A 20818-nucleotide genomic window follows, 5' to 3' on the forward strand; every position below is an offset into this window, starting at 1 on the left:
GGGTTGGCGGTGATAATATGTTTGACTCCAAGCAAATGGAATGGATAAATCAACTATCCGCTGAAGACCTGGCCATTTTAGGTGCAGGCTTCACTACATTAGGTGATTTTTTTGATTTTCTGGCGCTGATTAAAGCCAAGCAAGAACCACCTAAGGATAAAAAAAATAAAAGTAGTAGATAAAACTACTTAACAACGAATTTTACACGAGTCCCATCCTCATACTGATCCAACTGGTGACTGACCCATGATCCTGCCCCACGATTATCTTTAGGAGCTATGTATTTGACATTTGCACCCTTGCCCCCTTCTAAACACATAGCCATCGGCCATTCATCCCGATCGAACCCTTTACGAGTGGGAACACCCGCAAGTGAATGCTTACGATTTTGCTCGGCTCCTTCACGGTCAATTGTGCATACTGGTGATTTTCCCGCCTGAATGGCTTCCTTAATATGCTGTGCCGTTTCAGGATAACGACCTGACGGAAATTTCAGCGTTACCTGAGCTGACGATGGCGGGGTCTCTCCTGTTATTTTCGTAAGAAGATTGTCTCCTTCCAACCAATACGCGCTCACAGCTAGAACCACTAACACTATAAAACTTAGCAACTTTTTCTTCAATTTACTCTTCCTTTCAAGCTATTCCAGTAAATGGCCTTCAGCTAAGGCAATCCCCAGACTTTATTTTTTGTAACCCCTTACTGACTATAAAAAAAGGTTAAATCTCCGACGACAAATAGTATAGAGAGGAGGTTGGACGAATGAACGATGAAATCAAACTGGCTGTAAGCCAAATGCAAGCTGTTGTAATCCGGTTACTGAATGGTAATACCGTAATTGGCTGGCCTAAGCTCCTATCTGACCAGGAAACTCAGCAATTTAAGCTCTACGATGACGAACACGTATATACGATTTCCGTTAATGACGTGGATACAGTCGCAAGAGTTATTGTATAGGATACAGGTAGTAACTTAATGAGTCATCCAGCGGACAAGCCCAAACAAGGCGCACCACAGGAGAAGACTGATCAGAATTCCCCAAAATAAACCTTTAAAAAGCTTCATACCATACTGACAACCTTTCCGACTGGACTTTTTCCTCATTATAGCATGTCGGAAAGACAGCTGTCGCAACTTGCTCTTACATTGTCTTTGTGCCATATATTTTAAATTTTGAAATCACGATACCAAGAAAAAAATCGTAAAATTCCGGAATCAGGCCTGATCACCAATGAAAATGCAATCATGACATAATAAAAGTCACAATTTAACCGAAATTTAATGAAATTTTTCCGAAAATGATGTATAATTATTGACATAATAAAACGCACGAGGTGATCATCATGGCATTATTAAATAGAGTGAAGGAATTAAAATTACAGCTCCCTAACGAGCATCATAGCATTTCACAATACGTGGAGCATGCATTGCATTCGATTGACAGTTTTGTAGAGCAACATCGTCAATTTGTAGCTGCTCAAGCTTTATATGGTGAAAAAATTAATGGTACGGAAGAAAGATTATTTCGCGACACCATCGCTGAGATTAAAGCCCAACTGGTAGCTACGCTGGAGAAAACAGTTGAAGATTTCGCGCACAAAGGCGATAAGCACTGGAAAAACCATTATCAGGACGGCGTAGAATAAGCTGCAAATAACCCCCGGTCTTCGGACCGGGGGTTATTTGTTGGTATAGACCGAATATGGCTATATACGTAGACTATTTTAACACTTTGGCAGATGTCGTTACGTTCTTACCACCATAGGTTACTTTAATACTGGAGCTTCCGCTATCCAAGGCCTTTACTTGACCAGCTGTAACCTGTACGATCGACGGTTTGGAGGATGTCCATACCGCTGAATTGGTCACATTCGCAGTCGCGCCTGAATCATAAACTGCACTCACGCTAAGCACTTGTGATGAGCCCTTAGGCAACTTTAGGTTTTTATTGCTCAATACCAGCTTGAGCAGCTTAGGTGTAACCTTAATCTCCACGTTAAAGGACTTATCCTGGTACGTGCCCGTAATGGTTGCTGTTCCAATCCCAACAGCTTTAATGGAAGACCCTTTTACGACCACTACAGAAGCATTCGATGTTGTCCATTTCACTTTACTGCTCAGCGTAACTTTTTTGCCATCCGTATAATTGCCGACGACTTTGATGGACTTACTTCCCTTCAAATTCATTTCAGCACTCGAAAAGCTCGGTGTCAGTGTAGAAATGGCTCCCTCCACAATGACAGGCACCTTCACGTATTTATTCATATACATCGCCTTGATTCCCGAGTTACCACCATTCACCGCTTTTATTTTTCCATTTCCTACTGTAACTGCGGCTGTTGTAGCTACCCAGCTTACCTGGTTGGTAACATCCACTGTTCCACCACCAGCCATTTGTGCCTTTACCGTCGGAATACTCGTTTCTTGGCCTGCAACCAATACATATTTTTTCTCAGAAGCCGTCAGCTTGAGAACTTTATACTGTACGGTCACTGGAATGTCCAGCTTGAGTGCACCTACTGTCGCTGTCAATGTTGCACTACCTGGGTTGACTGCAACCAGCTTACCATTTGCAATCTTGACTGCACTTTCACTGCTTAAGCTCCATTTCACATCAGATTGAACTGCTTTTTTAGCCCCATTGACCAAATAAGCAGATATACTCGGAAGAGATGTTTTGCTGCCAGTTTCGAGTGCCAGACTGGCTTTGCTTGAGACCAGTTTTTCGACAGTTGGAAGTACATTAATCTTCAGAGTCTTACTCAAACCGTGATAGGAAGCTGTAATGGTCGAATTTCCTACATCCATCGGTGTGATTTTCCCTTGCTCTACAGTGGCAACCAGCGAATTCGAGGAAGTCCATTCTGCCGTGTTGGTCACATCTGTTTTGCCGCCAGTCAGGTTCACATCGGTTGCAGTAACCTGAATTGGGGAGCTACCCATATAGACCGATTTGGAGCCAGACTCACTCAGCACCAGTGCCTGGGATGAAGAACGCACATACACGATCAATTGTGCATTCAGTCCATCTTTGGCGGCTTTAATGTAAGTCACGCCTTTGGCAAGAGGACGTACAAGTCCATTCTCTACAGTAGCCACGGCCTCATTCGTGGATGTCCATTCCACACCGGACACATTTTCCGTGCCGCCTCCGCTAAGCACACCTTGAGCCGTCAGTTGCTTCGATTCTCCGCCAATGGTCAGATTCAGAGGACCCGCCGGATTTAATTGCAGCTTGCTGTAAGGCGATTTCACTGTAATTGTCGTACTTACCGTTTTCTGGTCATATGTAGCGACAATCTTAATCTGCCCTTTGGATACTGGGGTAATGAGTCCCTTTTCTACCTTTAAGATACTGGAGTCCCCGGAGATCCATTCAGCTTTGTCGGTTACATCCGTTTTGCCAGTTCCCGACACAGCCCATACTCTTAATTGAGCGGGGCTTCCACCCAGATTAACTGTAGTCGGATTTTGACTGTCCCACTGTACCGTGGACGTCGTGTTCTCTTCCGCTTGGATCAAACCTGCTGGCCATGCTGCGAATACAAACATCAGCAAAGCAAGTAAGAAGGTACTCCGTTTGCTCATACGCTTCATACGCTTCATTCGTTTCTCTCCCTTGGTTTCATTCTATAAAACAGGATATTATTAACAATCCCATTATCTTTTATCGGTAAGCAGCTAACTAAATTGAACCCTTCATCAAAAAAAGGTGAATTATAACAGTTAAAGCTCTCCACGCAGTGACCTCACTACAAACAAATGCCCTTCCTTGGATAAGGTTCGTCCATCCTCAAGCGTCACATGGTCTGCCGCGTGACTAACCAGCTTTACATTGTAGGCAATCAGTTGATCGTCTCTCCAAATTGTCACCGCCGACTGAAAATGAATGGCATTGTCAAACTGTAATGGAACGTTCATGACATAACCGAAAGCGTTCAGCCTCGCTGGCTGGCGGCTTTTACGCTCACGCCCCGGAGGAAGCATGGTAATATGCGTAATATTTTCAAAAGGAAAAGCCAGCATTTTCGGGCCTAAAATAACGCACTTTCGGATATCATCCCATTTTTCAAGTGTGCCACGCACCTTCTGGGTATGACCGTTGTTGCCGTGATATAAAATGACCTGACGTCCCTTCCATTGACGCATGTCCACACCTCCCGTGCTAGCGGTTAGGGATCTCCCACCGAATCGGTTCCATTCCATGCTCCTGCAAAAATGCATTGGTACGCGAAAAAGGCTTGCTGCCAAAAAAACCTCTATGAGCCGCCAATGGACTCGGATGAGCGGATTTCAGCACCAAATGCTTGCTGGTATTCACGAAGCTGGCTTTTTTCTGAGCATGGCTCCCCCACAAAATGAACACGGCCGGCTGTTCACGCTCATTAATCGCTTCAATGACCGCATCCGTGAAACGTTCCCATCCTATCCCCTGATGAGATTGCGGTTGACCTTCACGCACGGTCAGCACGTTGTTCAGCAGCAGCACACCTTGCTCTGCCCAAGGAACGAGGTAGCCCTGATTCGGAATGGGAGTGCCGACATCGTCGCGCAGCTCCTTGTATATATTTTGTAGAGAGGGCGGTGTACGGACACCGGGTCTAACAGAAAAGCTCAATCCGTGAGCTTGTCCCTCTCCATGATATGGATCTTGTCCCAATATAACCGCTTTGGTCAGATGATATGGCGTTAATTTGAGTGCTGAAAACAAATCTTCTTTTGGAGGGTATACCTTATGTAACTTGTACTCTCGGGCTAACGTATACCTTAATTCATTAAAGTAAGGCTTTTCGACCTCTTCTCGTAGTACATCATCCCAGTCATTGCCGAACATACCGCAGTCTCCTCTCAATATGTAAATCTGTGAAAGCTGTAAACTTTTGTACAAACAAATAAAGCTGACCCCTCATCCGGAGCCAGCTTATTTATTCGTTACTTGTGTTTCTATGCCGAAGGACCAGAAAAGTTTTCTTACGATAGTCAACTACCGCGGGGTCTAAATTCGATTTCCTTATTATAGCATTCACGGTATTGATGTCAAGCAAATGTGTGTTTATAACCGTGCGGAAACTAGCTCCTTATTGCTGTATTTGTTACGATTTTGGATGAGCCTTCAGGTATTCCAATGCATTATATAACATAACAGCCGCCTCGGCGCGTGTAATCTCACTTTTCGGATGAAACTTCCCATTCCCATCCAGGATGTTGATCTTGTACACTAACGAGCGTTGAATGCTACCTTGGTAAGAAGGCTCCAGCTCGCTTTCATCTGCAATATTCGCAGGTGCGATTTTAATCATGGGGAGAGCACCTGCTTTTTCCATACCCTGAATCAGCATATGGGTGAACTCTTCCTTGGTCAAAGCCTTGCTGGGATTGATATCTTTTGGAATGTCTACACCGTTATAATACGCGTTGATAAAAGCTTCTGCGTACCATGCGGTATCTTTAACCTGGCTGAACAGTCCACTTGCTTGCGGAGCCTTGTTCACATCAATGGCAGCCAAACTGAGTTGAAGTCCACCCGAGATCAACTGAATGCCTTGGGCAGCGGTCACTTTAGATGAGGGGAGAAACTGCGTGTCAGAGGCACCTTTAAGTAGCCCCCGATCTTTAAGGGATATGATTTTTTCTTTACCGCTTACGTGATCCAAATCCTTGAATGAACTGGCTGCCGCAGACAAATGACCTCCAATTGAGAAGGACAATAGAGCTACGGTCGTAAGGGCTGTAATTGCACTTTTTCTCATGCTCATGTTCAGTTCCACCTTGTAGTTGAATTAGGCCGCTTGGCCATTAACAACTTTCTTGACGTGGTTCAAGCTGAAAAGGTTGCGGCAGACGCTAACTTTAGGCATAGACTGTCTGCATTCCTTTTCGGCTCCGCACTGAATTAACAAGACATGGTTATGCAGACAAATTCGTGATAATATCTATGTCACAGTAAGTAGATATGAGTTAATTGTTTGGAGGGATAAGTTTGACTAAAATTCACCAGAAGTTGACAGAATTAATTGGAAATACTCCTTTGTTAGCACTGCTAAACTACAGCCAAATTCAAAATATTGAGGCACACGTAGTAGCAAAGTTGGAATATTTAAATCCGGCCGGGAGCGTTAAGGACCGAATTGGATATGCTATGATTAAAGACGCTGAGGAGAAAGGCTTAATCAATAAAGACTCCATTATTATCGAGCCGACAAGTGGCAATACTGGGATCGGACTTGCATTTGCAGCCGCGGCTCTTGGATATAAACTTATAATTACACTTCCTGAAACATTTAGTATCGAACGTCGCAAGCTTTTGACTGCGTTTGGTGCTGAGCTTGTGTTAACACCAGGATCCGAGGGGATGAGAGGCGCTATCAAGCGTGCTGAGCTCTTGGCTGCCGAAACACCCAACTCTTTCATACCACAGCAATTCAGCAATCCTGCCAATCCAGAAATTCATCGCAAAACTACAGCGGAGGAAATCTGGCAAGATACAGACGGCAGTGTAGATATTTTTATCGCGGGCGTAGGTACAGGTGGAACGATTTCGGGCGTTGGACAAGTATTGAAGGAACGAAAACCTTCTGTAAAAGTGATAGCCGTCGAACCGTTCGATTCACCCGTACTGTCTGGCGGTAGTCCAGGGTCACATCAACTACAAGGACTCGGTGCTGGTTTTATTCCAAATAACTTTAATGAAGAATATGTGGATGAGGTTTTTAAAGTTAAAAACGAAGATGCGTATGAAACTGCACGCCTGCTTGCCAAAACAGAAGGGTTGCTTGTTGGTATTTCTTCGGGGGCTGCGGTTTATGCAGCAACACAAATTGCGAAGCTTCCGGAAAACAGAGGCAAGACGATCGTCGTTATATTGCCTGATACAGGTGAGCGTTATTTGTCCACTCCGCTTTTCTCAGACGTAGAATTATAAAACGCCGAAGGCAGGCCCCCCCTGCCTCTTTTGTTATGCTTCCAGGCACGACAAGCAAGAGTCCATAGAACGAATTGATTCCTTTTTTCGCTAGCGAAGTAAACGTTATCTTGGCACAGCGCGATATTGTTGGAGCTCATCAGGCTTTTTCTGTAAAAGTGGGCTCCTCCATAGGAGTCTTGTACCAATCTGTAAGCCTCTTTCATTAACTTGATGCGGGTGTAATGCATCGTTACCGTTACTCTCAAGTTTCCCTCCTCTATATGTAGCCTCCTGATGTGTTATGTACGAATTATATGCTGAGTACAAAAAATAAACTCCAGATCATTCGAGGTTTAATACCGTAAAATGCCTATTTCCAGATAAGGAAATGTAATGATCTTTTGGTCACCATCCCAGCCCTCTATGATTACAATATAGAGCGTACCCGTCTTCGCTCAGCAGAATCATTTAGAGTATTCATATTAGCGTTCAAATCAGGGAACAAAGCGTTCAACTTCTTAGTTACCTGGCGTTTCCGTTTTGCAGAAGATTACGACAGCGCACGTGAAGCCATGGAAAGATTATGGGGGCGATATTCCTGAGCCAGTTGGATAAGAGAAGAACAGCAGTACATTTAATGTGTATATTCCTAAATGCCTTCGTCATCCCTTGCTAAAAGGGGCTACCTAAAATTATCCCTTGAACCACCATTGCCTTTACAAATTGAGTAAATGAGGGATTTACAATAAAATTCGGCCCCCCAATTAACTCAGCCTAAACAGACGCATCGCAGTTTCAGCCAACCCAAATAGCGGTCATTCACCGCATTGGTGCCAAGATACCAAAGGCTGAGAATGCTGTGTGTTCCAAAAAACAGAGTTTTTCAATAAAGTGTACAATCGCAGCACATTAGATACATTTAAACTATCAGGAAATTATCCAAGTAGGAGGAAACAACCATGGCATTTGAAGGTTATGGAGAAGACAAACGAGAACAATGGTTTAACTGGCCATTCCCCTTGTCGGTATCAATACTATATGTGGATGCAGATGTAGATGAAACAGAAACGAAATGGTACCTCATTGACGAACAAGAAAAACACTTGATCAGAATTAGGGATGAAAAGCAAATTGAACTGCTTCACCATTGCATGTATGGAGTCTTGTTAAATGACGAAAAGATCAACTGGATTATTGATAAAAATGGCGGTCGTTTTACCTATCACGATAGTGTGCAAGATTTTATCGAATTTCAGAAAGAATACCTTGATACACTATAAGAGGCGTGAACAGTAAAAGCTCTACTGACCAATTAAGGTTAGCAGAGCTTTTCCGTAAAACACTCTAATTCATCTTCGTTTTGCTAACTAAAAGTAAAAATTTTAAAAAGATATTTATACTTCCACGTCAAAAGTAAAACTCTCCAACTCTTCTTCGGCTTCACGCAATAAATCCAACAAACGATCGGCGTATTCTCCAAGGAATCTTCTGCTTGCGTGAAAATCAAGCCACTGAATTGTAAGTGGCATCGGGATAGAACCAGTTAAGCAATCCCATAATGCATCTAAATTTCGACCATAAGTTTGGTCTAATCCAAGCTGGGCTTGAAGTATATCATGTAATTCTTCTTTTCCATGAATGTTATTCCCATTTATAATTACAATCACCTTAAAGCCCCCTTCATTCTTTTAATTGCTCAAACGTACGGTAATGATCGGTTGTTTTATAGATTAAACCATCATTGGAGTAAAGAATTCGGTCGCTTCCCCTAGTTCCATCTGAGTAATTAATGTCTGCTTCGTACCAAATCCTCCCTCTTTTCTTGGGCAACAACCCTTCTCGATTTTGGAAGACATCACCGCCTATGCTTTTGCCTGGGGCTACTTTTTCCAGATTTCCTTCACTAGGCTCCCACCCTAATTTCCTGGCCTCTTTCTTGGTTATATAATTCTCCGGAAGATCATGATGCTCCGAAATATATTTAGCAACTTCATCAAATTGCGTTAAGGTAGAAGTGTTGTGTGTCGAATCCTTTAATGGAATCGTTTGGGGCGAACAGCCTGTAAACAGGATGGTCACTAAAATAAAAATCATGATACCTAAATATTTTTTAACATGCATTACGTTTAATCTCCTTTTTGCAGTTATACCCTACCATTGTAAACATCTTCGTTTCGAGAATTCATCTACCAGTTAATAGCATTATTACCACGTTAGCTTACGCATTCACGTATCGACCCGTGTATTCTACGACATACAAACAAAATACAATAACTATCAGACTTAGTCCAGAACTTGATAACACGTATGCAATATTCGGAACATATGATATTGTTGCAAAGAAAGTGCGTATATCCGCTTCATTAGGCGAATCATGACAAGATCCATCATGTAAGCTGAAGCGAATCCTATACTTAGGAGATAATACCTCACTTTGTGGATTGTAATCTTCCTATGATCATCCCTAGCAAGCTTCATTTCGAAGCAAATTGCACGGTAAATCGAGCATCCTCCCAGTGTACCTGTGGAATTCGAATGTAATATACGTATCCTTCTAGAGAGAATTAGTAACGAATCTGGAATGTATCCGCGGATATGCGTATAATCGTTTCCTATGCTCATTAATTATCAATCTCATTCATTTCTTTTATTCATTATTTTTTCTTTTGGTTTATAAAAGTCACCTGTGAAGATAAATCCCAACTGTTTATACAATCGGATTGCATGTGTATTATTTTCATAAACACTTAAATAAATATGGTGGCCAGGGTACTTATTTTCTAGAAATAAAATAAGCTTTTCCATAAAATATTTGCCCAAGCCCTTTCTCTGAAATCGCTCATCGATTAGAAACCGATCGAATCAGACTTCGTCTTCAAATTTACCGTACATAGCAAAACCCACGGGTACACCATTTTTATATAAGCCTACTGGTACAAAACGAGTATCCTCCTTAGCCTCTTGTAAGCATTGTGAGATGGATTCTATAAACGGTCGCTGGTCCTTAGCTATGCTTAAGGAAAGTACTTCTTTTTCATTCGAGCTTGTTACTACCCGAATTTCGCTATACATAATAACAAAACCTCTAGTTACTATCCCCCTAAAATTAACTAGTTGTTAATATCTTTTTTGCTAATTATGTAGAAAAACACCCCCTAGAATTCATCGGAATAACCAAGAGGAGCTTCCAATGACTATTTTAAGGGGTGTACTTCAGTCAGTAGGGTGTTACACGTTTTTCAGGAGTTGATTCAAAACTTATACTGAGTAGAATGAAAGAAGTGTGGCCCAACAGCTTTTTTTACAATTAAACCCACAATGCTCTAGAGATGATAACCAACAAGATAAAGAGCACTAAAATTGCTCCTGTAGAAGTCCAAACACCACCAACAACTGGACCTGTACCGCTACCTGCACCGCAACCATCACCCGCATATGCTCCCATAGCTTTGACCTCCTTTACCTATTGTACACCTTAATATATGTATAAATACGTTCTGTGACAGGGCATTCAAGAAAACAAAACGAAGGCTCACACCAGATAAACCAGCAGAGCCCAAAATTTTTATTAAAGGATTAATGTTAAGATAATTACCAACAAAACAAACAGTGCCAGAATAACAGTTATCGACGTCCAAACTTTCCTGGCAGCCTTCCCGCAACCTCTTCCAATTTCCCTCACACGTTACGCCTCCTTATTTACTCATAGGTTATGCGAGGAATTGTTTAGGGAATGGATTTATGGGTAAACAAAAACACACCGACAGAAAGTTAAGCTAAAATTAAAACTCCCATCCAATTTGCTTTCCAAGTGTCAGCACCTTAAAACAAGAAAAGACGAGCCAGTTGAAGCTCGCCATTATTACTATTGATTTTAAATTGTTTGACCAAATACACTGTACTCATAAAAGTCGAATCTTCAGTAGCCTGTGGTTAATATCGACACTCTTTCTCATCTCCAGTATTTCCACTATACCTGTGGGCATGAGGAATGCTCCCGTTTACTGTAGTATACCCTTCAAAATGATGGTAATGCCCACCGCATGCCAAGTGAATGGCTGGTCCTGTAGTTCCTCTAATTAAATGCGTATGTTGATCGTTAAATGATGTTTCTGCATAATAATTATGAACATGCGGAACTCCACTTGGAGCTGGTTCTGTTACTCCAGCGTAATGGTGACAGTGTCCCACATCAAATGATGTGTTCCCTTTAAAAGGATGTACGTGAACATTAACTGGTCTACCGTCCCACGAATTAATAAAAAGCTTATGCGAATGGTTAGAATCAGAATCACCGGAATGAACAACAAAACCTGTTATTGGTATTTCCATCAATAGCCACCTCCTTTATCAACTGCCATATACTATGAAAGAGGTAGTGTAAGTGTTCAAAAGGTTATTTGAGTTGAATTGGTTTCCATATTCGGGTGGGTGGCTAACAGGCTGTCAGAGCGTATGTGTTCTCTCTCTGCTGTTTACTCCTTCATTCACCTGTAATAATAAGGAATGCTAAAAACGGCTCATATTTGTCATTTAAGGCAAAAGAAAAAGCACCGCAAGGGTGCTTTCATTAAAATTCGGAAATTTAATGCATAGTCAAAATAATAGTATGACAAGCATCTGGTTTAGCCGTTAATGTTGTCAGGGATCTATGCTCTATCTGATATATATCCCCATCTTCTAATCATAATGAAGTTTCGACAAATAAGAAGGTTTCCCCTGGAGATTCCTTTTTTCGATCAGTTTCATTCTCATCGTAACGTTAGGGTATGTCCAGTTTCAGTAGCAATTAAACTCTCCCACTTATCTTTAGTCTTCCACCCTCTTGCTGTACCTTTAGAATACACTAAGTTGAGAGGCTATGCCCTGCGGTTTCTTTTATAAGATTCGCTTCTGCAGTCAGAAGTAGCGTATAGTAATAATAGTCGAAAATATATTCCAGGAGGCTACAACCATGTCACAGGAAGTCTGGGTTAATCTGCCGGTCAAAGATGTTGAGAGGTCAACTGACTTTTTCAATGAGATTGGATTCCATGCGGAGAGCATTGGTAACGAGAGAGCCAAGCTTGCCATAGGGCAAACAACAATTCTGCTGTTCCCGGAGGCGGCGTTTGAAAAATTTACAGGCTCAAAAACAGCAGATACTTCTCATACCGCAGAAGTAATATTTTCTATAGGCGCTGAAAGCAGAGAAGAAGTAGAAGCCTTTATTCAAAAAGTAGAGCTTGCCGGAGGAAATATCTTTGGCAAGCCGAGTGAAATTGACGGCTGGATGTACGGTGCAGGATTTGCTGACCTGGATGGTCACCGCTGGAACCTCCTGTACATGGATGAGAGCAAAATGCCGAAACGCTAATATGAAAACGCCGGTCACCTGCTTGAGGTCACCGGCGTTTTTCCCCCATTCTCCCCCAAAAGCGGAAAAGTCCTTGCTCCCTGTGATATGGGTGATGATCTCAATATCTAAAAAAGCAAAGAACCCTTGAATATCAAGGGTTCTTTGCTTTAAACTAGTATGCCGAGGACCGGGATCGAACCGGTACGGTAGTCACCTACCGCAGGATTTTAAGTCCTGTGCGTCTGCCAATTCCGCCACCCCGGCAAGCATTTGGGAACGCTATTTTACACTTACTTGTTCTTGTTTTACAAGTATCTGAGAAGCATGCTTATTGAAATGTTCTCGCTATGTAAATGTCGTTCAACCGGGCACCAACTTATAATACGACAATTTTATTAAATTGTAAAGTGTTTTTTTAAAAAAATAATTAAATTTTCTTTTTGTATAACTTGTGCACATTTGATCTACACTAATAAACGTCTTTCCAAACCACCAGAAGGGGTGTTACGAATGCGTGAAGGTATGATTCCAACTGTTCTTGGGACGGTAGTATCGGCTTCAGGCGCTGTGTTGCTAAGCAGTAAGTACAAACTTGCAGCTACAGGCATTCTCGGTTTCGGACTAGCTCATGTTGTTCTGGGAGCGATTGATTTGATTGAGCATCGCTAGTTGTTTGGAAAGTACCGGGCGGGATTTATCCTTCCCGGTTTATTTTATAGGCGTTTAAGACGAAGCATAGGCGTTTATGTAAAGTGTAGAATCTGATCATGCTTAAGAAGGAGCGTGAATGTGCTATGAGAAAAAATAGTTCTGATAAAAAGATTCATACTGACGATCAAATCGAATATAAACAATCTCTGGACCAGCTTGAACCAGGATTTGATCGGCTTCCTGAACCTGATGCCGATTCACCTGCAGCTACCGATATGATTGATGAAGCCGTAGGTCGAGGAATAGACAAATTGCGCAAAGATTTTACAAAATAAAGCATGAATTATAGGTCACAGGTTGTTAAGTATCACTTGAAGATAAGCATGATCCAACCAATAATTGAGATCCACAGCACAATGCTGATGAAGAGTCCGCACAAGAGACCAAAAGAGAAATTACCTTCGCTCTTCGGCATAGCACTACCAATTTTCAATCTAAGCTTCATTTGATTCCAGTTCATAGAACCCCCTCCTTAAGTTCTATTTCGGAATATGAAGCTTGTTTTTGTAGACCTATAGTCATGTTTTTCAAAATTAAAAAGGGGTTTTCGTCCTATCATCTCATCCAGAGCGTGGCAATAGAATTACAATTACCCCTACTAAACAAATCAACCCACCAATAAAATCGTACAAGTCGGGTGTTTTTTTATCAATCCACCAGCCCCATGCAATGGAAAGAATAATAAAAACACCTCCATATGCTGCATATACACGTCCAAAGGAGGAGAAAACCTGAAAGGTAGCAATGACTCCATAGATCGCTAAAATCACGCCGCCGCAAAGTCCGACATACCATGTCTTGCCTTCACGCAGCCACTGCCAGATCAAATATCCACCTCCGATTTCAGCGATGCCTGCCAAAATAAAAAGTAAAGCTGCCTTTAGCACCATTTCACATCCTAATTTTTTTGACTTTCAGTCATCTCATTAAAGCAATCGACCTATAATAATTAATGCAATTACGCCAACCAAAATAAGCAGATTACTGACCTGACGCCATAGGCTAGAAGCTCCCTCGGAGTGAAGCTTCCGCTGATTGGCATCAAAGTTTGCTTTGATTCCTTCAGCATCTGCGAAAATGGTCTGTGTTCTTCATTCATATGAAGGCCTCCTTTTTCAATCCAATGTAATCATACCAAACTTTTCCGTCAATTTCGCGTTGCATTTATGCTTATTCTTTACGGCAATTTCCAAACATAGGTTCATAGGTGTGAAATGTGCAAATCATATGTCGATATTTCACTGAATATAAAGTATGATGGCGAATCATGGTAGAGTGGGTATTTAGACGCCTTTCATTGCAGGACGGTAGTTATGGTATAATTTAGTCAACTTGTTCAAGATCATAAACAGGAACACAACAGGTTACTCACCCTGTCATAAAACTGCATCTAAGAAAATCCACATCCGCGGTTACAACCTGCATATTCTGTTTGTAGACCCAGGAGGAGAATACGGATGTCCTCTATTTTTGTAGCTAGTTTAATGATGATGGGCATATTCTTATTTCAGGCAGCTATCATTTTAGGCATCATACAGTGGGTTTCTAAACGTACCCGCCGTCCAGCACAAACCAAAATGTACCTTACAATGGGTTTGCTGGTTTTACTAGCTGGCTTTCTTGTATGGAACAACTGGATGTACTCGCAAGAACTTAATGGGTGGACCATGATTAGCCTGGTAGTGATCACGATTAGCGCCTACATACAACTTAGAAAACAAAAAGAAAAATCTTAACCCTATTACCAGCATCAAAGGAGGAGCGCCATGAAATCTCACTCAAAACGCTTTTGGTTACAGAGGGTGCTACTGCTAATGCTTGTTTTACTCTTCAGTGTCTCTCAACAATCTTTCATTGTTGCCGACGCCGCACCGCCGATTAATGCTCATGCCTCTGCCAAAGCCAGGCAATTACTTGCTTACCTAACCAATGTACCGGATGGTATGCTAATCTCCGGACAGCATGATTACTTAGAGGCTCCGGATGAACAAAATAACAAACTGCAGCAAATCAGCGGACAATATGCAGGACTTCACGGCTATGAGTTGGGAGGGCTGGCTAATCAGTCCCGTACTGCCCTACGAGAGCAACGTCAGCGTGTTGTGAATAGTGCTATTCAATGGAGCCAGGACGGTGGAATCGTAGCTATCACTTTTCATCAGGCGTTGCCGGGCAAACCAAAAACATGGAAAAACGTACAAGCCAAAATTACTCAGGCTGAATTTAATCGTTACATCACCCCGGGTACTCCGCAATATAAACAACTCATCGCCGATTTGGACGAGGCCGCGCTGTCCCTTAAAACTTTACGGGACGCAGATGTACCCGTCTTATGGAGACCCTATCATGAGATGAACGGCAACTGGTTTTGGTGGGGGAACAAACAAAATTACGCTAAGCTGTGGAATCTGATGTATGATCGATTCGTACATGTCCATCATTTAGATAACTTGTTGTGGGTCTGGAGTCCCAATGCTCCAAACGCATATAGCACTTCCTATAATCTGTCCTTTCCAGGCATTAACCGGGTAGATGTGCTTGCAGCCGATATCTATAATAATGATTACCAATCCTCTTACTACACTGAATTATTAAAGCTTGCACAGGGCAAGCCTATGGGAATTGGAGAAAGTGATATTCTGCCAAGTGCGAAGGTGCTGCAGAATCAGCCAGCTTGGGCCTATGCCATGACATGGGGAAAGGAACTGTCGACAACCAATTCACAGGCAACCATCAGACATTTTATGAACCAAAATAATATAATTACCCGAGATCATCTCCATGAGTCCCTCCGTTGAAAGAAAAAAGCTTGCACTTTGCTACTAGAGCGGAGTGCAAGCTTTTTTCATACCTAGCCAAATGAAGCTCTCTAACTATTTCTGATTACCTCTTCAAGATCAAGATCGGCATACGCCTCTTCGCCGAGATGTACGGATACAATGGTGTAAATCCGCTTGGTTAATCTGGACATCAGTCGATCACCTGGTGCTACGGAATATTCTTCCCGAAAATCCCCAATCTTGTGAAAACCGCTGGACATATGGATGTACAAGTTGCCTCTACGTGTTTTACCATGTACCAACATCAAATCTCCTCCTGCTGTGTGCCAACCTAATTTCCCTGTTACTTCTATATCGGTCAGAACAAGATAGGATATAAGTCCCTGGTATCCTTCTTTCGTTTCAGTGGGGAGTACACGTAAACGAAACGGACCTGTCAATGTTATGACAGGCCCGTCTTTGTAAACCCATTTTTCTGACTAGAGAGAAACTAGTCTTGATAGGATTCGGCAATCGCGTTCGCTGCGATAATTGCATTATACACATCATCAGGGCTAACCGGGAACGGCATGTTGACCATCGTATCATTCGATGCACAAGCAGCTTCAGCTACCTGACGCCATTCAGCCTCAACAAATTCCTCTACACCCAGATCACGAAGTGTTAATGGAAGACCTACATCCTTAACCAGCTTAATCACGGTTTCCAGCTCTTCTTTTGGTGCGTTTTCCAGTACCAGCTGAGTTAACAAGCCAAAAGTAACCTTCTCACCATGCTGTGCTTTGTGAAGTGAAGGAACAGCCGTCATACCATTATGAATAGCATGTGCCGCTGCCAATCCGCCTGATTCTGCTCCGACACCGCTCAGATAAATGGTTGCTTCAATCGTATCCTCAACTGCACGAGTGTATACTTTACGATCCACTGCACGTTTTGCCTTCACGGCATTTTCCAGCAATGTATCATAACAAAGGCGAGCAAGCCCCAGACCTGTAGTGGAAGGCTTGTTCAGCACCAGATTGTCCCCATTGGCCTGGTAGCAGGCACGAGCTTCAAAATAGGTTGCCAGTGCATCACCAATACCAGCTGCGAAAAAGCGTGCAGGTGCCGCTGCCAAAATACCTGTATCCGCAAGTACTACATCCGGATTCGTAGGCAGGAACAAATATTCATCAAAGGAGCCATCCTTCTTATAAATTACCGCAAGCGCGGTACAAGGGGCATCTGTAGAAGCAATCGTTGGAAAAATAACAACAGGCAGCTTTTCATAGTATGCTGTTGCCTTGGCGGTATCCAGCGTTTTTCCCCCGCCAATCCCTATAATGATGTTCGAACCATGTTTGCGTACTAATTCACGGTTACGATCAATCTCTTCTTTTGTACATTCATATTGAAATTTCTCAAAAACCACCTGGTTACCAGCTGCTTCAATCGAAGCACCTGCCTCCTTTTGGGCTCTTTCAAGTATGAACTCATCGCAAATAACATAGGCCTTATCGCCATAATCCTTAATGTAGTCATTTAACGACGAGAGCAGATTTTGTCCAGAAATAAATTTCTTGGGTGAAGTAACGGACCTTACAACGTTTGCCATGTAAATTCCTCCTCAGCTTTGACTCATACTCAAATTAATAATGATTTGGGCATGTGACCCCTTAACTATAAACCTCTTTTCACATTATTAAAAGGCTTATTATGGAATGTTTTATGAACAAATTGTGTATCTATTTTACTTGAAGAGCCGAGCTCCATTCAGAGTACAAGATGCCCATCATGATGCGATCATAACTGTGACCATCACGGAGAACAGCGGAACGAACTCTACCCTCAAGCTGAAACCCTGCCTTCTCATAGGTACGGATCGCTTGGGTATTATACTCAATCACATCCAAGCCGACCCGATTTAAATTTAGCTCATAAAACGCATAACGAAGAATGAGGCGTACAGCCTCAGCTCCAAACCCCTTGCCACGATAGTCTGAATTACCTATACCTACTGCCAGCTGCCCGCAGCGATTATTCCACTCAATCCCATGTATAGCAACAAATCCGATCAAGACATCATCTGCCAACGTTCTTAATCGAAAATAAACCTCGTTAGAGTTAGGAGATCCTTCTGACTCCATCTGTTTCAATGTGTAAGGAATCGCCAAATCCGTATCTACATTGCGCAAATACTTCGCATCCTCACCCCATTTGAACATCACTTCAGCATCTTCTTCCCTGACTGCGGCCAGTTTTATTCGTTCCCCGTAAAATAAATTTTCGATTTTAATGATCCTTCAGCTCCTAGTATGAAGTGTGTACCATGTTTTCTCTTATTCTTTTCAGCTATCCAATGTCCGCAATACAAGCTCACTCTTATGAATTCAATGTTTAAATTTTACAAAATAATCATACCTAACACAACCAAATCATTACAATTGTCGTGGTCCGATACACAAAAAGACCTTGCGGTTGCAAGGTCTCCTATCTCTAATATTTAAACAACATAGCAACCAGTTGATATCCAGCTCCAATCGTCCAGAACAGCACATAATCGCCGCGCCGAATACGCCCTGACTCGATCCCTTCAGATAAAGCAATGAACGGGCTGCTGGTACCTGTATAACCATAACGATCACCCACATAAATCATTTGGTCATCCTCTAGCCCCAAGTGATCCTGGATCTTCAACACATTAGCCAATGAAAATTGAGACAGACAATATGCTCGTACATCCTGAGGCGTCAGCCCATTCTTTTGTAAAATGCGTTCAAGCAGCTCAAATGTTGGAGGCAAGGCCATATTGGCGTCGAACGGAAGCCACTGAATATATTTGCCGGGTGCATTCCTTTGGAGTGTTGCCGCTAACCCCTGGGCCGGGTACAGTATTTTATCTATATTGACAGGGTCTGTAAAATAAAGGGAATCTATAAATCCAGCGTCCTCTTCTGTACGCTCCAAAATAACTGCACATGCAGCATCCCCATAGTTCGCATAAGTAATTTCATCCGCAGGATCGGAAATGAGTGAATTATAATCCGAACCGATAATAAGCGCAGTCCGCATATCGGGATTAGATAACATCGACCGACTGGCTTGATCGACAGCTACTGTCATCCCTGCACAATTCGCATTGGAATCCATCACTGCCACATCATGTCTGGCCCCAATCGCCTGGTGAACAAACAAGGCATTCATCGGAAACAGCGACTCAGGAACTTGAGTGGAGAACACGATCATATCCACATCACGGCCTGTCATACCGGCTTGTTCCAAAGCTTTTTGTGCAGCTGCTATCCCCATGGTTAGACCGTTTTCGTGCGGGTCATCAATGATATAACGCTGTTTTCTACCCATATGCTCCATGAAGCGTCGAATATCCTTTCCCCGCTCGTCGAAATGGCGAATATAATATTCGTTATCAAACGAATGGGAAGGATGATATACTCCGAGCGCTTTTATTCTGATATGGCTCATCAGGTCCCCCCCTTACACATACGTCAGCACATTACTGTACTATAATATCTACGTTGTTTAATCCTGCTTCACGAGCTACGCGACCAAGCTGCATTTTAATAATCGTTTGCTGGAGGCTGATGACAAAGATGATTTTGGCAAATCCAGTTTCTTTATAACGTACAAAAGACCCCTTCAGTTTCTCTACTTCACCCGGTCCCAAAAGTGCCATTTGGGTGCAGTCTATCTTGAGTGTAAAACTCGATGCCTGAATGGATGAAGTTTTGGCTATATACTCCTTGACAAAGCTGTCATACTCCTCTTGGCTAAAAACTCCATTCACTGCCATATGTACCGTTTTAATGACTTGATCTACTTCGATGGTATAAGGATGTTGACTCATTTTAGAAAGACTCCTTTGATTTCAATTTTTGTCTATTAAGAGTATCGGAATAATAGGTAGAATTTTTAATATGAAACAAGGTACTTGTACTCTAATATATTACAAATTAGTGAATACCCAAAAAAAGCCGTCACTGCTTCTCAAAGAAGCTACTGACGGCTGAAAATCGCATATGCTCGTGTGTAATTAATTCGTAAATGTATGACGACCCAGTGAGACGACCGCCGGACGGCTTTTACTCCATTTGGCTGTGGCAATGGCCGGGTTGTAATAAAACAAGGACCCATGGGTCGGGTCAGCCCCATTAAGTGCCTGTCTGGCTGCTCGGTACGCAGTTTTGTTAGGTTTGAGGCGGTATTGTCCATCCTGTACAGCGGTGAATTGACCCGGCTGCAAAATAACGTCCGGGATTGAGCTTGGAAATTCGCTGGACTGCACTCGGTTTAATACGACAGCGCCGACAGCTACTTGTCCTTCAAACGATTCTCCCCGCGCCTCGGAATAAATGATTCGTGCCAGCTGATCTAGCGCGGTTACGCGAACCTTTCCGAACGAGTTCAGCTTGGCCTGTGTTGCCGCTCCGGCTATACCATCAGGCGTCAGGCCGTTATCCCGCTGAAAACGAGCCACCGCTTTGCTGGTCAAAGAGCCATAGTATCCCGTAAAACCAGCTTTGAAATAACCGAGTGAATAAAGTTGCTGTTGAAGCTCCAGTACCCGTTCGCTTTGAATCCCTTTCTTTAAAGCTGACGATTGTGCCTGTGCTTGTGCTGGTGCGACTGACAATACGGTACCTAACATGCATGCGCAGGACAGGATTAAAATAGATAATTTTTTCATATTCCAGACAACCTCCTCTTTCATGTTCTGTCCGGTGCAACCATTCCGGCCTGTACAACTCAGGGACGTTTATCCGACGATGTTTCTTGTGCCATATCTTATGACTAGCTGCGGAAATGACGTGTGGCTACATATGGAATCGGATATTGATGCTCTCACACGTCCGTTGCAGTATACCACAAGCCGCATTTACGTATCATCCGGCTCTGGTCCTAAGAATATCCCGGTTAATAAAACGTTATCCATAAAGGGATGACGTGTATGAGAAGCAATAAACCATATTTTTACTACACTTGAATACGTGACTTTTTTCGCTATTTTTCGATTCAATCTACCCAGGACCTAGACCTAACATCTGCTTTTTTCAATCACATTTCCGTGCACATATGTATAGGCGAATG

At 42.7% G+C, this 20818-nt stretch carries 29 protein-coding genes and 1 tRNA gene; 10 read left to right on the forward strand and 20 right to left on the reverse strand.

Going from position 1 to position 20818, the window contains the following annotated elements:
• The first annotated feature begins 17 nt into the window (after window positions 1–17).
• Window positions 18–182: a hypothetical protein gene (locus ACQQ6X_RS06010; protein WP_305164592.1), complete on the forward strand. Its 165-nt coding sequence runs from the start codon at window positions 18–20 to the stop codon at window positions 180–182.
• Window positions 183–184: 2 nt separating this feature from the next.
• Here ACQQ6X_RS06010 and ACQQ6X_RS06015 read toward each other — a convergent pair whose 3' ends face one another.
• Window positions 185–622 carry a NucA/NucB deoxyribonuclease domain-containing protein gene (locus ACQQ6X_RS06015; protein ID WP_305164593.1) on the reverse strand — a complete coding sequence of 146 codons (438 nt, stop codon included), beginning with the start codon at window positions 620–622 and terminating at the stop codon, window positions 185–187.
• A gap of 140 nt (window positions 623–762) precedes the next feature.
• Here ACQQ6X_RS06015 and ACQQ6X_RS06020 point away from each other — a divergent pair, with 140 nt between their 5' ends.
• Together ACQQ6X_RS06020 and ACQQ6X_RS06025 are read left to right on the forward strand one after the other, a co-directional pair.
• Window positions 763–957 (forward strand): hypothetical protein, encoded by a 195-nt coding sequence (locus ACQQ6X_RS06020; RefSeq protein ID WP_016822421.1) that lies wholly within the window; start codon window positions 763–765, stop codon window positions 955–957.
• A 386-nt stretch (window positions 958–1343) separates the two neighbouring features.
• Window positions 1344–1646: a hypothetical protein gene (locus tag ACQQ6X_RS06025; RefSeq protein ID WP_013371923.1), complete on the forward strand. Its 303-nt coding sequence runs from the start codon at window positions 1344–1346 to the stop codon at window positions 1644–1646.
• 73 nt (window positions 1647–1719) lie between these two features.
• On the opposite strand, the gene ACQQ6X_RS06030 is transcribed toward ACQQ6X_RS06025, so the two are convergent.
• From ACQQ6X_RS06030 to ACQQ6X_RS06045, 4 genes are all read right to left on the reverse strand, one after another.
• Entirely contained in the window at window positions 1720–3606 is a 1887-nt protein-coding gene (locus ACQQ6X_RS06030) for an Ig-like domain-containing protein (protein WP_305164594.1), read from the reverse strand.
• Window positions 3607–3726: 120 nt separating this feature from the next.
• Window positions 3727–4149, reverse strand: coding sequence for a hypothetical protein (locus ACQQ6X_RS06035; protein ID WP_305164595.1), 423 nt, complete (start codon window positions 4147–4149; stop codon window positions 3727–3729).
• Between the two features lie 16 nt (window positions 4150–4165).
• Complete coding sequence (locus ACQQ6X_RS06040; RefSeq protein WP_016822424.1) at window positions 4166–4834, reverse strand: uracil-DNA glycosylase; 669 nt, start codon at window positions 4832–4834, stop codon at window positions 4166–4168.
• 259 nt (window positions 4835–5093) lie between these two features.
• On the reverse strand, window positions 5094–5756 hold the full coding sequence (locus ACQQ6X_RS06045; RefSeq protein WP_305164596.1) for an S-layer homology domain-containing protein: 663 nt from the start codon (window positions 5754–5756) through the stop codon (window positions 5094–5096).
• Between the two features lie 224 nt (window positions 5757–5980).
• Between ACQQ6X_RS06045 and cysK the strand changes: the two genes are divergently transcribed.
• Window positions 5981–6922, forward strand: coding sequence for a cysteine synthase A (gene cysK / locus ACQQ6X_RS06050; RefSeq protein ID WP_305164597.1), 942 nt, complete (start codon window positions 5981–5983; stop codon window positions 6920–6922).
• Between the two features lie 941 nt (window positions 6923–7863).
• Window positions 7864–8184 (forward strand): hypothetical protein, encoded by a 321-nt coding sequence (locus ACQQ6X_RS06055; RefSeq protein ID WP_305164598.1) that lies wholly within the window; start codon window positions 7864–7866, stop codon window positions 8182–8184.
• A 114-nt stretch (window positions 8185–8298) separates the two neighbouring features.
• Here the strand turns inward: ACQQ6X_RS06055 and ACQQ6X_RS06060 are convergent, their stop codons facing one another.
• From ACQQ6X_RS06060 to ACQQ6X_RS06085, 6 genes are all read right to left on the reverse strand, one after another.
• Window positions 8299–8571, reverse strand: a complete 273-nt coding sequence (locus ACQQ6X_RS06060; protein WP_305164599.1) for a barstar family protein — start codon at window positions 8569–8571, stop codon at window positions 8299–8301.
• Window positions 8572–8584: 13 nt separating this feature from the next.
• The gene (locus ACQQ6X_RS06065; protein WP_149033615.1) at window positions 8585–9025 is read right to left on the reverse strand and encodes a ribonuclease domain-containing protein; all 441 of its coding nucleotides are present in this window, start codon (window positions 9023–9025) and stop codon (window positions 8585–8587) included.
• Window positions 9026–9538: 513 nt separating this feature from the next.
• Window positions 9539–9751, reverse strand: coding sequence for a GNAT family N-acetyltransferase (locus ACQQ6X_RS06070; protein WP_430493598.1), 213 nt, complete (start codon window positions 9749–9751; stop codon window positions 9539–9541).
• 15 nt (window positions 9752–9766) lie between these two features.
• The gene (locus ACQQ6X_RS06075; RefSeq protein ID WP_430493536.1) at window positions 9767–9976 is read right to left on the reverse strand and encodes a hypothetical protein; all 210 of its coding nucleotides are present in this window, start codon (window positions 9974–9976) and stop codon (window positions 9767–9769) included.
• 235 nt (window positions 9977–10211) lie between these two features.
• Window positions 10212–10349, reverse strand: a complete 138-nt coding sequence (locus tag ACQQ6X_RS06080; RefSeq protein ID WP_305164600.1) for a YjcZ family sporulation protein — start codon at window positions 10347–10349, stop codon at window positions 10212–10214.
• Window positions 10350–10837: 488 nt separating this feature from the next.
• A complete protein-coding gene (locus ACQQ6X_RS06085; RefSeq protein WP_063210212.1) occupies window positions 10838–11236 on the reverse strand; it encodes a YmaF family protein in 399 nt (132 codons plus the stop codon).
• A gap of 622 nt (window positions 11237–11858) precedes the next feature.
• On the opposite strand from ACQQ6X_RS06085, the gene ACQQ6X_RS06090 reads away from it, so the two are divergent.
• Window positions 11859–12260, forward strand: a complete 402-nt coding sequence (locus ACQQ6X_RS06090) for a VOC family protein (RefSeq protein ID WP_305164601.1) — start codon at window positions 11859–11861, stop codon at window positions 12258–12260.
• Between the two features lie 160 nt (window positions 12261–12420).
• Here ACQQ6X_RS06090 and ACQQ6X_RS06095 read toward each other — a convergent pair.
• Window positions 12421–12506, reverse strand: a tRNA-Leu gene (locus tag ACQQ6X_RS06095).
• A gap of 246 nt (window positions 12507–12752) precedes the next feature.
• Here ACQQ6X_RS06095 and ACQQ6X_RS06100 point away from each other — a divergent pair.
• Window positions 12753–12911 (forward strand): hypothetical protein, encoded by a 159-nt coding sequence (locus tag ACQQ6X_RS06100; RefSeq protein WP_013371953.1) that lies wholly within the window; start codon window positions 12753–12755, stop codon window positions 12909–12911.
• A gap of 125 nt (window positions 12912–13036) precedes the next feature.
• Complete coding sequence (locus ACQQ6X_RS06105; RefSeq protein ID WP_305164602.1) at window positions 13037–13228, forward strand: hypothetical protein; 192 nt, start codon at window positions 13037–13039, stop codon at window positions 13226–13228.
• A gap of 32 nt (window positions 13229–13260) precedes the next feature.
• Here the strand turns inward: ACQQ6X_RS06105 and ACQQ6X_RS06110 are convergent, their stop codons facing one another.
• Window positions 13261–13413 carry a hypothetical protein gene (locus ACQQ6X_RS06110; protein ID WP_167669754.1) on the reverse strand — a complete coding sequence of 51 codons (153 nt, stop codon included), beginning with the start codon at window positions 13411–13413 and terminating at the stop codon, window positions 13261–13263.
• Window positions 13414–13513: 100 nt separating this feature from the next.
• Window positions 13514–13840 (reverse strand): YnfA family protein, encoded by a 327-nt coding sequence (locus ACQQ6X_RS06115; RefSeq protein ID WP_142614919.1) that lies wholly within the window; start codon window positions 13838–13840, stop codon window positions 13514–13516.
• Window positions 13841–14410: 570 nt separating this feature from the next.
• Between ACQQ6X_RS06115 and ACQQ6X_RS06120 the strand changes: the two genes are divergently transcribed.
• The gene (locus ACQQ6X_RS06120) at window positions 14411–14689 is read left to right on the forward strand and encodes a hypothetical protein (RefSeq protein ID WP_305164603.1); all 279 of its coding nucleotides are present in this window, start codon (window positions 14411–14413) and stop codon (window positions 14687–14689) included.
• Window positions 14690–14719: 30 nt separating this feature from the next.
• Window positions 14720–15751, forward strand: a complete 1032-nt coding sequence (locus ACQQ6X_RS06125; protein ID WP_305164604.1) for a glycosyl hydrolase — start codon at window positions 14720–14722, stop codon at window positions 15749–15751.
• Between the two features lie 71 nt (window positions 15752–15822).
• On the opposite strand, the gene ACQQ6X_RS06130 is transcribed toward ACQQ6X_RS06125, so the two are convergent.
• From ACQQ6X_RS06130 to ACQQ6X_RS06155, 6 genes are all read right to left on the reverse strand, one after another.
• Window positions 15823–16038, reverse strand: coding sequence for a hypothetical protein (locus tag ACQQ6X_RS06130; RefSeq protein WP_013371960.1), 216 nt, complete (start codon window positions 16036–16038; stop codon window positions 15823–15825).
• Window positions 16039–16223: 185 nt separating this feature from the next.
• Window positions 16224–17327, reverse strand: coding sequence for a glycerol dehydrogenase (locus ACQQ6X_RS06135; RefSeq protein WP_305164605.1), 1104 nt, complete (start codon window positions 17325–17327; stop codon window positions 16224–16226).
• Between the two features lie 130 nt (window positions 17328–17457).
• Complete coding sequence (locus tag ACQQ6X_RS06140; protein ID WP_305165062.1) at window positions 17458–18009, reverse strand: GNAT family N-acetyltransferase; 552 nt, start codon at window positions 18007–18009, stop codon at window positions 17458–17460.
• 199 nt (window positions 18010–18208) lie between these two features.
• A complete protein-coding gene (locus ACQQ6X_RS06145; protein ID WP_305164606.1) occupies window positions 18209–19195 on the reverse strand; it encodes a ketoacyl-ACP synthase III in 987 nt (328 codons plus the stop codon).
• Between the two features lie 31 nt (window positions 19196–19226).
• A complete protein-coding gene (locus tag ACQQ6X_RS06150; protein WP_305164607.1) occupies window positions 19227–19577 on the reverse strand; it encodes a hypothetical protein in 351 nt (116 codons plus the stop codon).
• Between the two features lie 186 nt (window positions 19578–19763).
• Window positions 19764–20417, reverse strand: a complete 654-nt coding sequence (locus ACQQ6X_RS06155) for a cell wall hydrolase (protein WP_305164608.1) — start codon at window positions 20415–20417, stop codon at window positions 19764–19766.
• Window positions 20418–20818: the final 401 nt, after the last annotated feature.

Origin of the sequence: Paenibacillus ottowii, assembly GCF_050516475.1 — a bacterium.
GTDB classification, from domain to species: domain Bacteria; phylum Bacillota; class Bacilli; order Paenibacillales; family Paenibacillaceae; genus Paenibacillus; species Paenibacillus ottowii.

Excerpts from the sequence above, each read along its gene's own strand:
- ACQQ6X_RS06020 (WP_016822421.1), top strand. The coding sequence starts at position 763 with ATGAACGATGAAATCAAACTGGCTGTAAGCCAAATGCAAGCTGTTGTA.
- ACQQ6X_RS06030 (WP_305164594.1), bottom strand. The coding sequence starts at position 3,606 with ATGAAGCGTATGAAGCGTATGAGCAAACGGAGTACCTTCTTACTTGCT.
- ACQQ6X_RS06085 (WP_063210212.1), bottom strand. The coding sequence starts at position 11,236 with ATGGAAATACCAATAACAGGTTTTGTTGTTCATTCCGGTGATTCTGAT.
- ACQQ6X_RS06100 (WP_013371953.1), top strand. The coding sequence starts at position 12,753 with ATGCGTGAAGGTATGATTCCAACTGTTCTTGGGACGGTAGTATCGGCT.
- ACQQ6X_RS06155 (WP_305164608.1), bottom strand. The coding sequence starts at position 20,417 with ATGAAAAAATTATCTATTTTAATCCTGTCCTGCGCATGCATGTTAGGT.
- ACQQ6X_RS06065 (WP_149033615.1), bottom strand. The coding sequence starts at position 9,025 with ATGCATGTTAAAAAATATTTAGGTATCATGATTTTTATTTTAGTGACC.
- ACQQ6X_RS06145 (WP_305164606.1), bottom strand. The coding sequence starts at position 19,195 with ATGAGCCATATCAGAATAAAAGCGCTCGGAGTATATCATCCTTCCCAT.
- ACQQ6X_RS06080 (WP_305164600.1), bottom strand. The coding sequence starts at position 10,349 with ATGGGAGCATATGCGGGTGATGGTTGCGGTGCAGGTAGCGGTACAGGT.
- ACQQ6X_RS06040 (WP_016822424.1), bottom strand. The coding sequence starts at position 4,834 with ATGTTCGGCAATGACTGGGATGATGTACTACGAGAAGAGGTCGAAAAG.
- ACQQ6X_RS06120 (WP_305164603.1), top strand. The coding sequence starts at position 14,411 with ATGTCCTCTATTTTTGTAGCTAGTTTAATGATGATGGGCATATTCTTA.
- ACQQ6X_RS06045 (WP_305164596.1), bottom strand. The coding sequence starts at position 5,756 with ATGAGCATGAGAAAAAGTGCAATTACAGCCCTTACGACCGTAGCTCTA.
- ACQQ6X_RS06150 (WP_305164607.1), bottom strand. The coding sequence starts at position 19,577 with ATGAGTCAACATCCTTATACCATCGAAGTAGATCAAGTCATTAAAACG.
- ACQQ6X_RS06130 (WP_013371960.1), bottom strand. The coding sequence starts at position 16,038 with ATGTTGGTACATGGTAAAACACGTAGAGGCAACTTGTACATCCATATG.
- ACQQ6X_RS06125 (WP_305164604.1), top strand. The coding sequence starts at position 14,720 with ATGAAATCTCACTCAAAACGCTTTTGGTTACAGAGGGTGCTACTGCTA.
- ACQQ6X_RS06035 (WP_305164595.1), bottom strand. The coding sequence starts at position 4,149 with ATGCGTCAATGGAAGGGACGTCAGGTCATTTTATATCACGGCAACAAC.
- ACQQ6X_RS06055 (WP_305164598.1), top strand. The coding sequence starts at position 7,864 with ATGGCATTTGAAGGTTATGGAGAAGACAAACGAGAACAATGGTTTAAC.
- ACQQ6X_RS06110 (WP_167669754.1), bottom strand. The coding sequence starts at position 13,413 with ATGAACTGGAATCAAATGAAGCTTAGATTGAAAATTGGTAGTGCTATG.
- ACQQ6X_RS06090 (WP_305164601.1), top strand. The coding sequence starts at position 11,859 with ATGTCACAGGAAGTCTGGGTTAATCTGCCGGTCAAAGATGTTGAGAGG.
- ACQQ6X_RS06010 (WP_305164592.1), top strand. The coding sequence starts at position 18 with ATGTTTGACTCCAAGCAAATGGAATGGATAAATCAACTATCCGCTGAA.
- ACQQ6X_RS06025 (WP_013371923.1), top strand. The coding sequence starts at position 1,344 with ATGGCATTATTAAATAGAGTGAAGGAATTAAAATTACAGCTCCCTAAC.
- ACQQ6X_RS06075 (WP_430493536.1), bottom strand. The coding sequence starts at position 9,976 with ATGTATAGCGAAATTCGGGTAGTAACAAGCTCGAATGAAAAAGAAGTA.
- ACQQ6X_RS06135 (WP_305164605.1), bottom strand. The coding sequence starts at position 17,327 with ATGGCAAACGTTGTAAGGTCCGTTACTTCACCCAAGAAATTTATTTCT.
- ACQQ6X_RS06105 (WP_305164602.1), top strand. The coding sequence starts at position 13,037 with ATGAGAAAAAATAGTTCTGATAAAAAGATTCATACTGACGATCAAATC.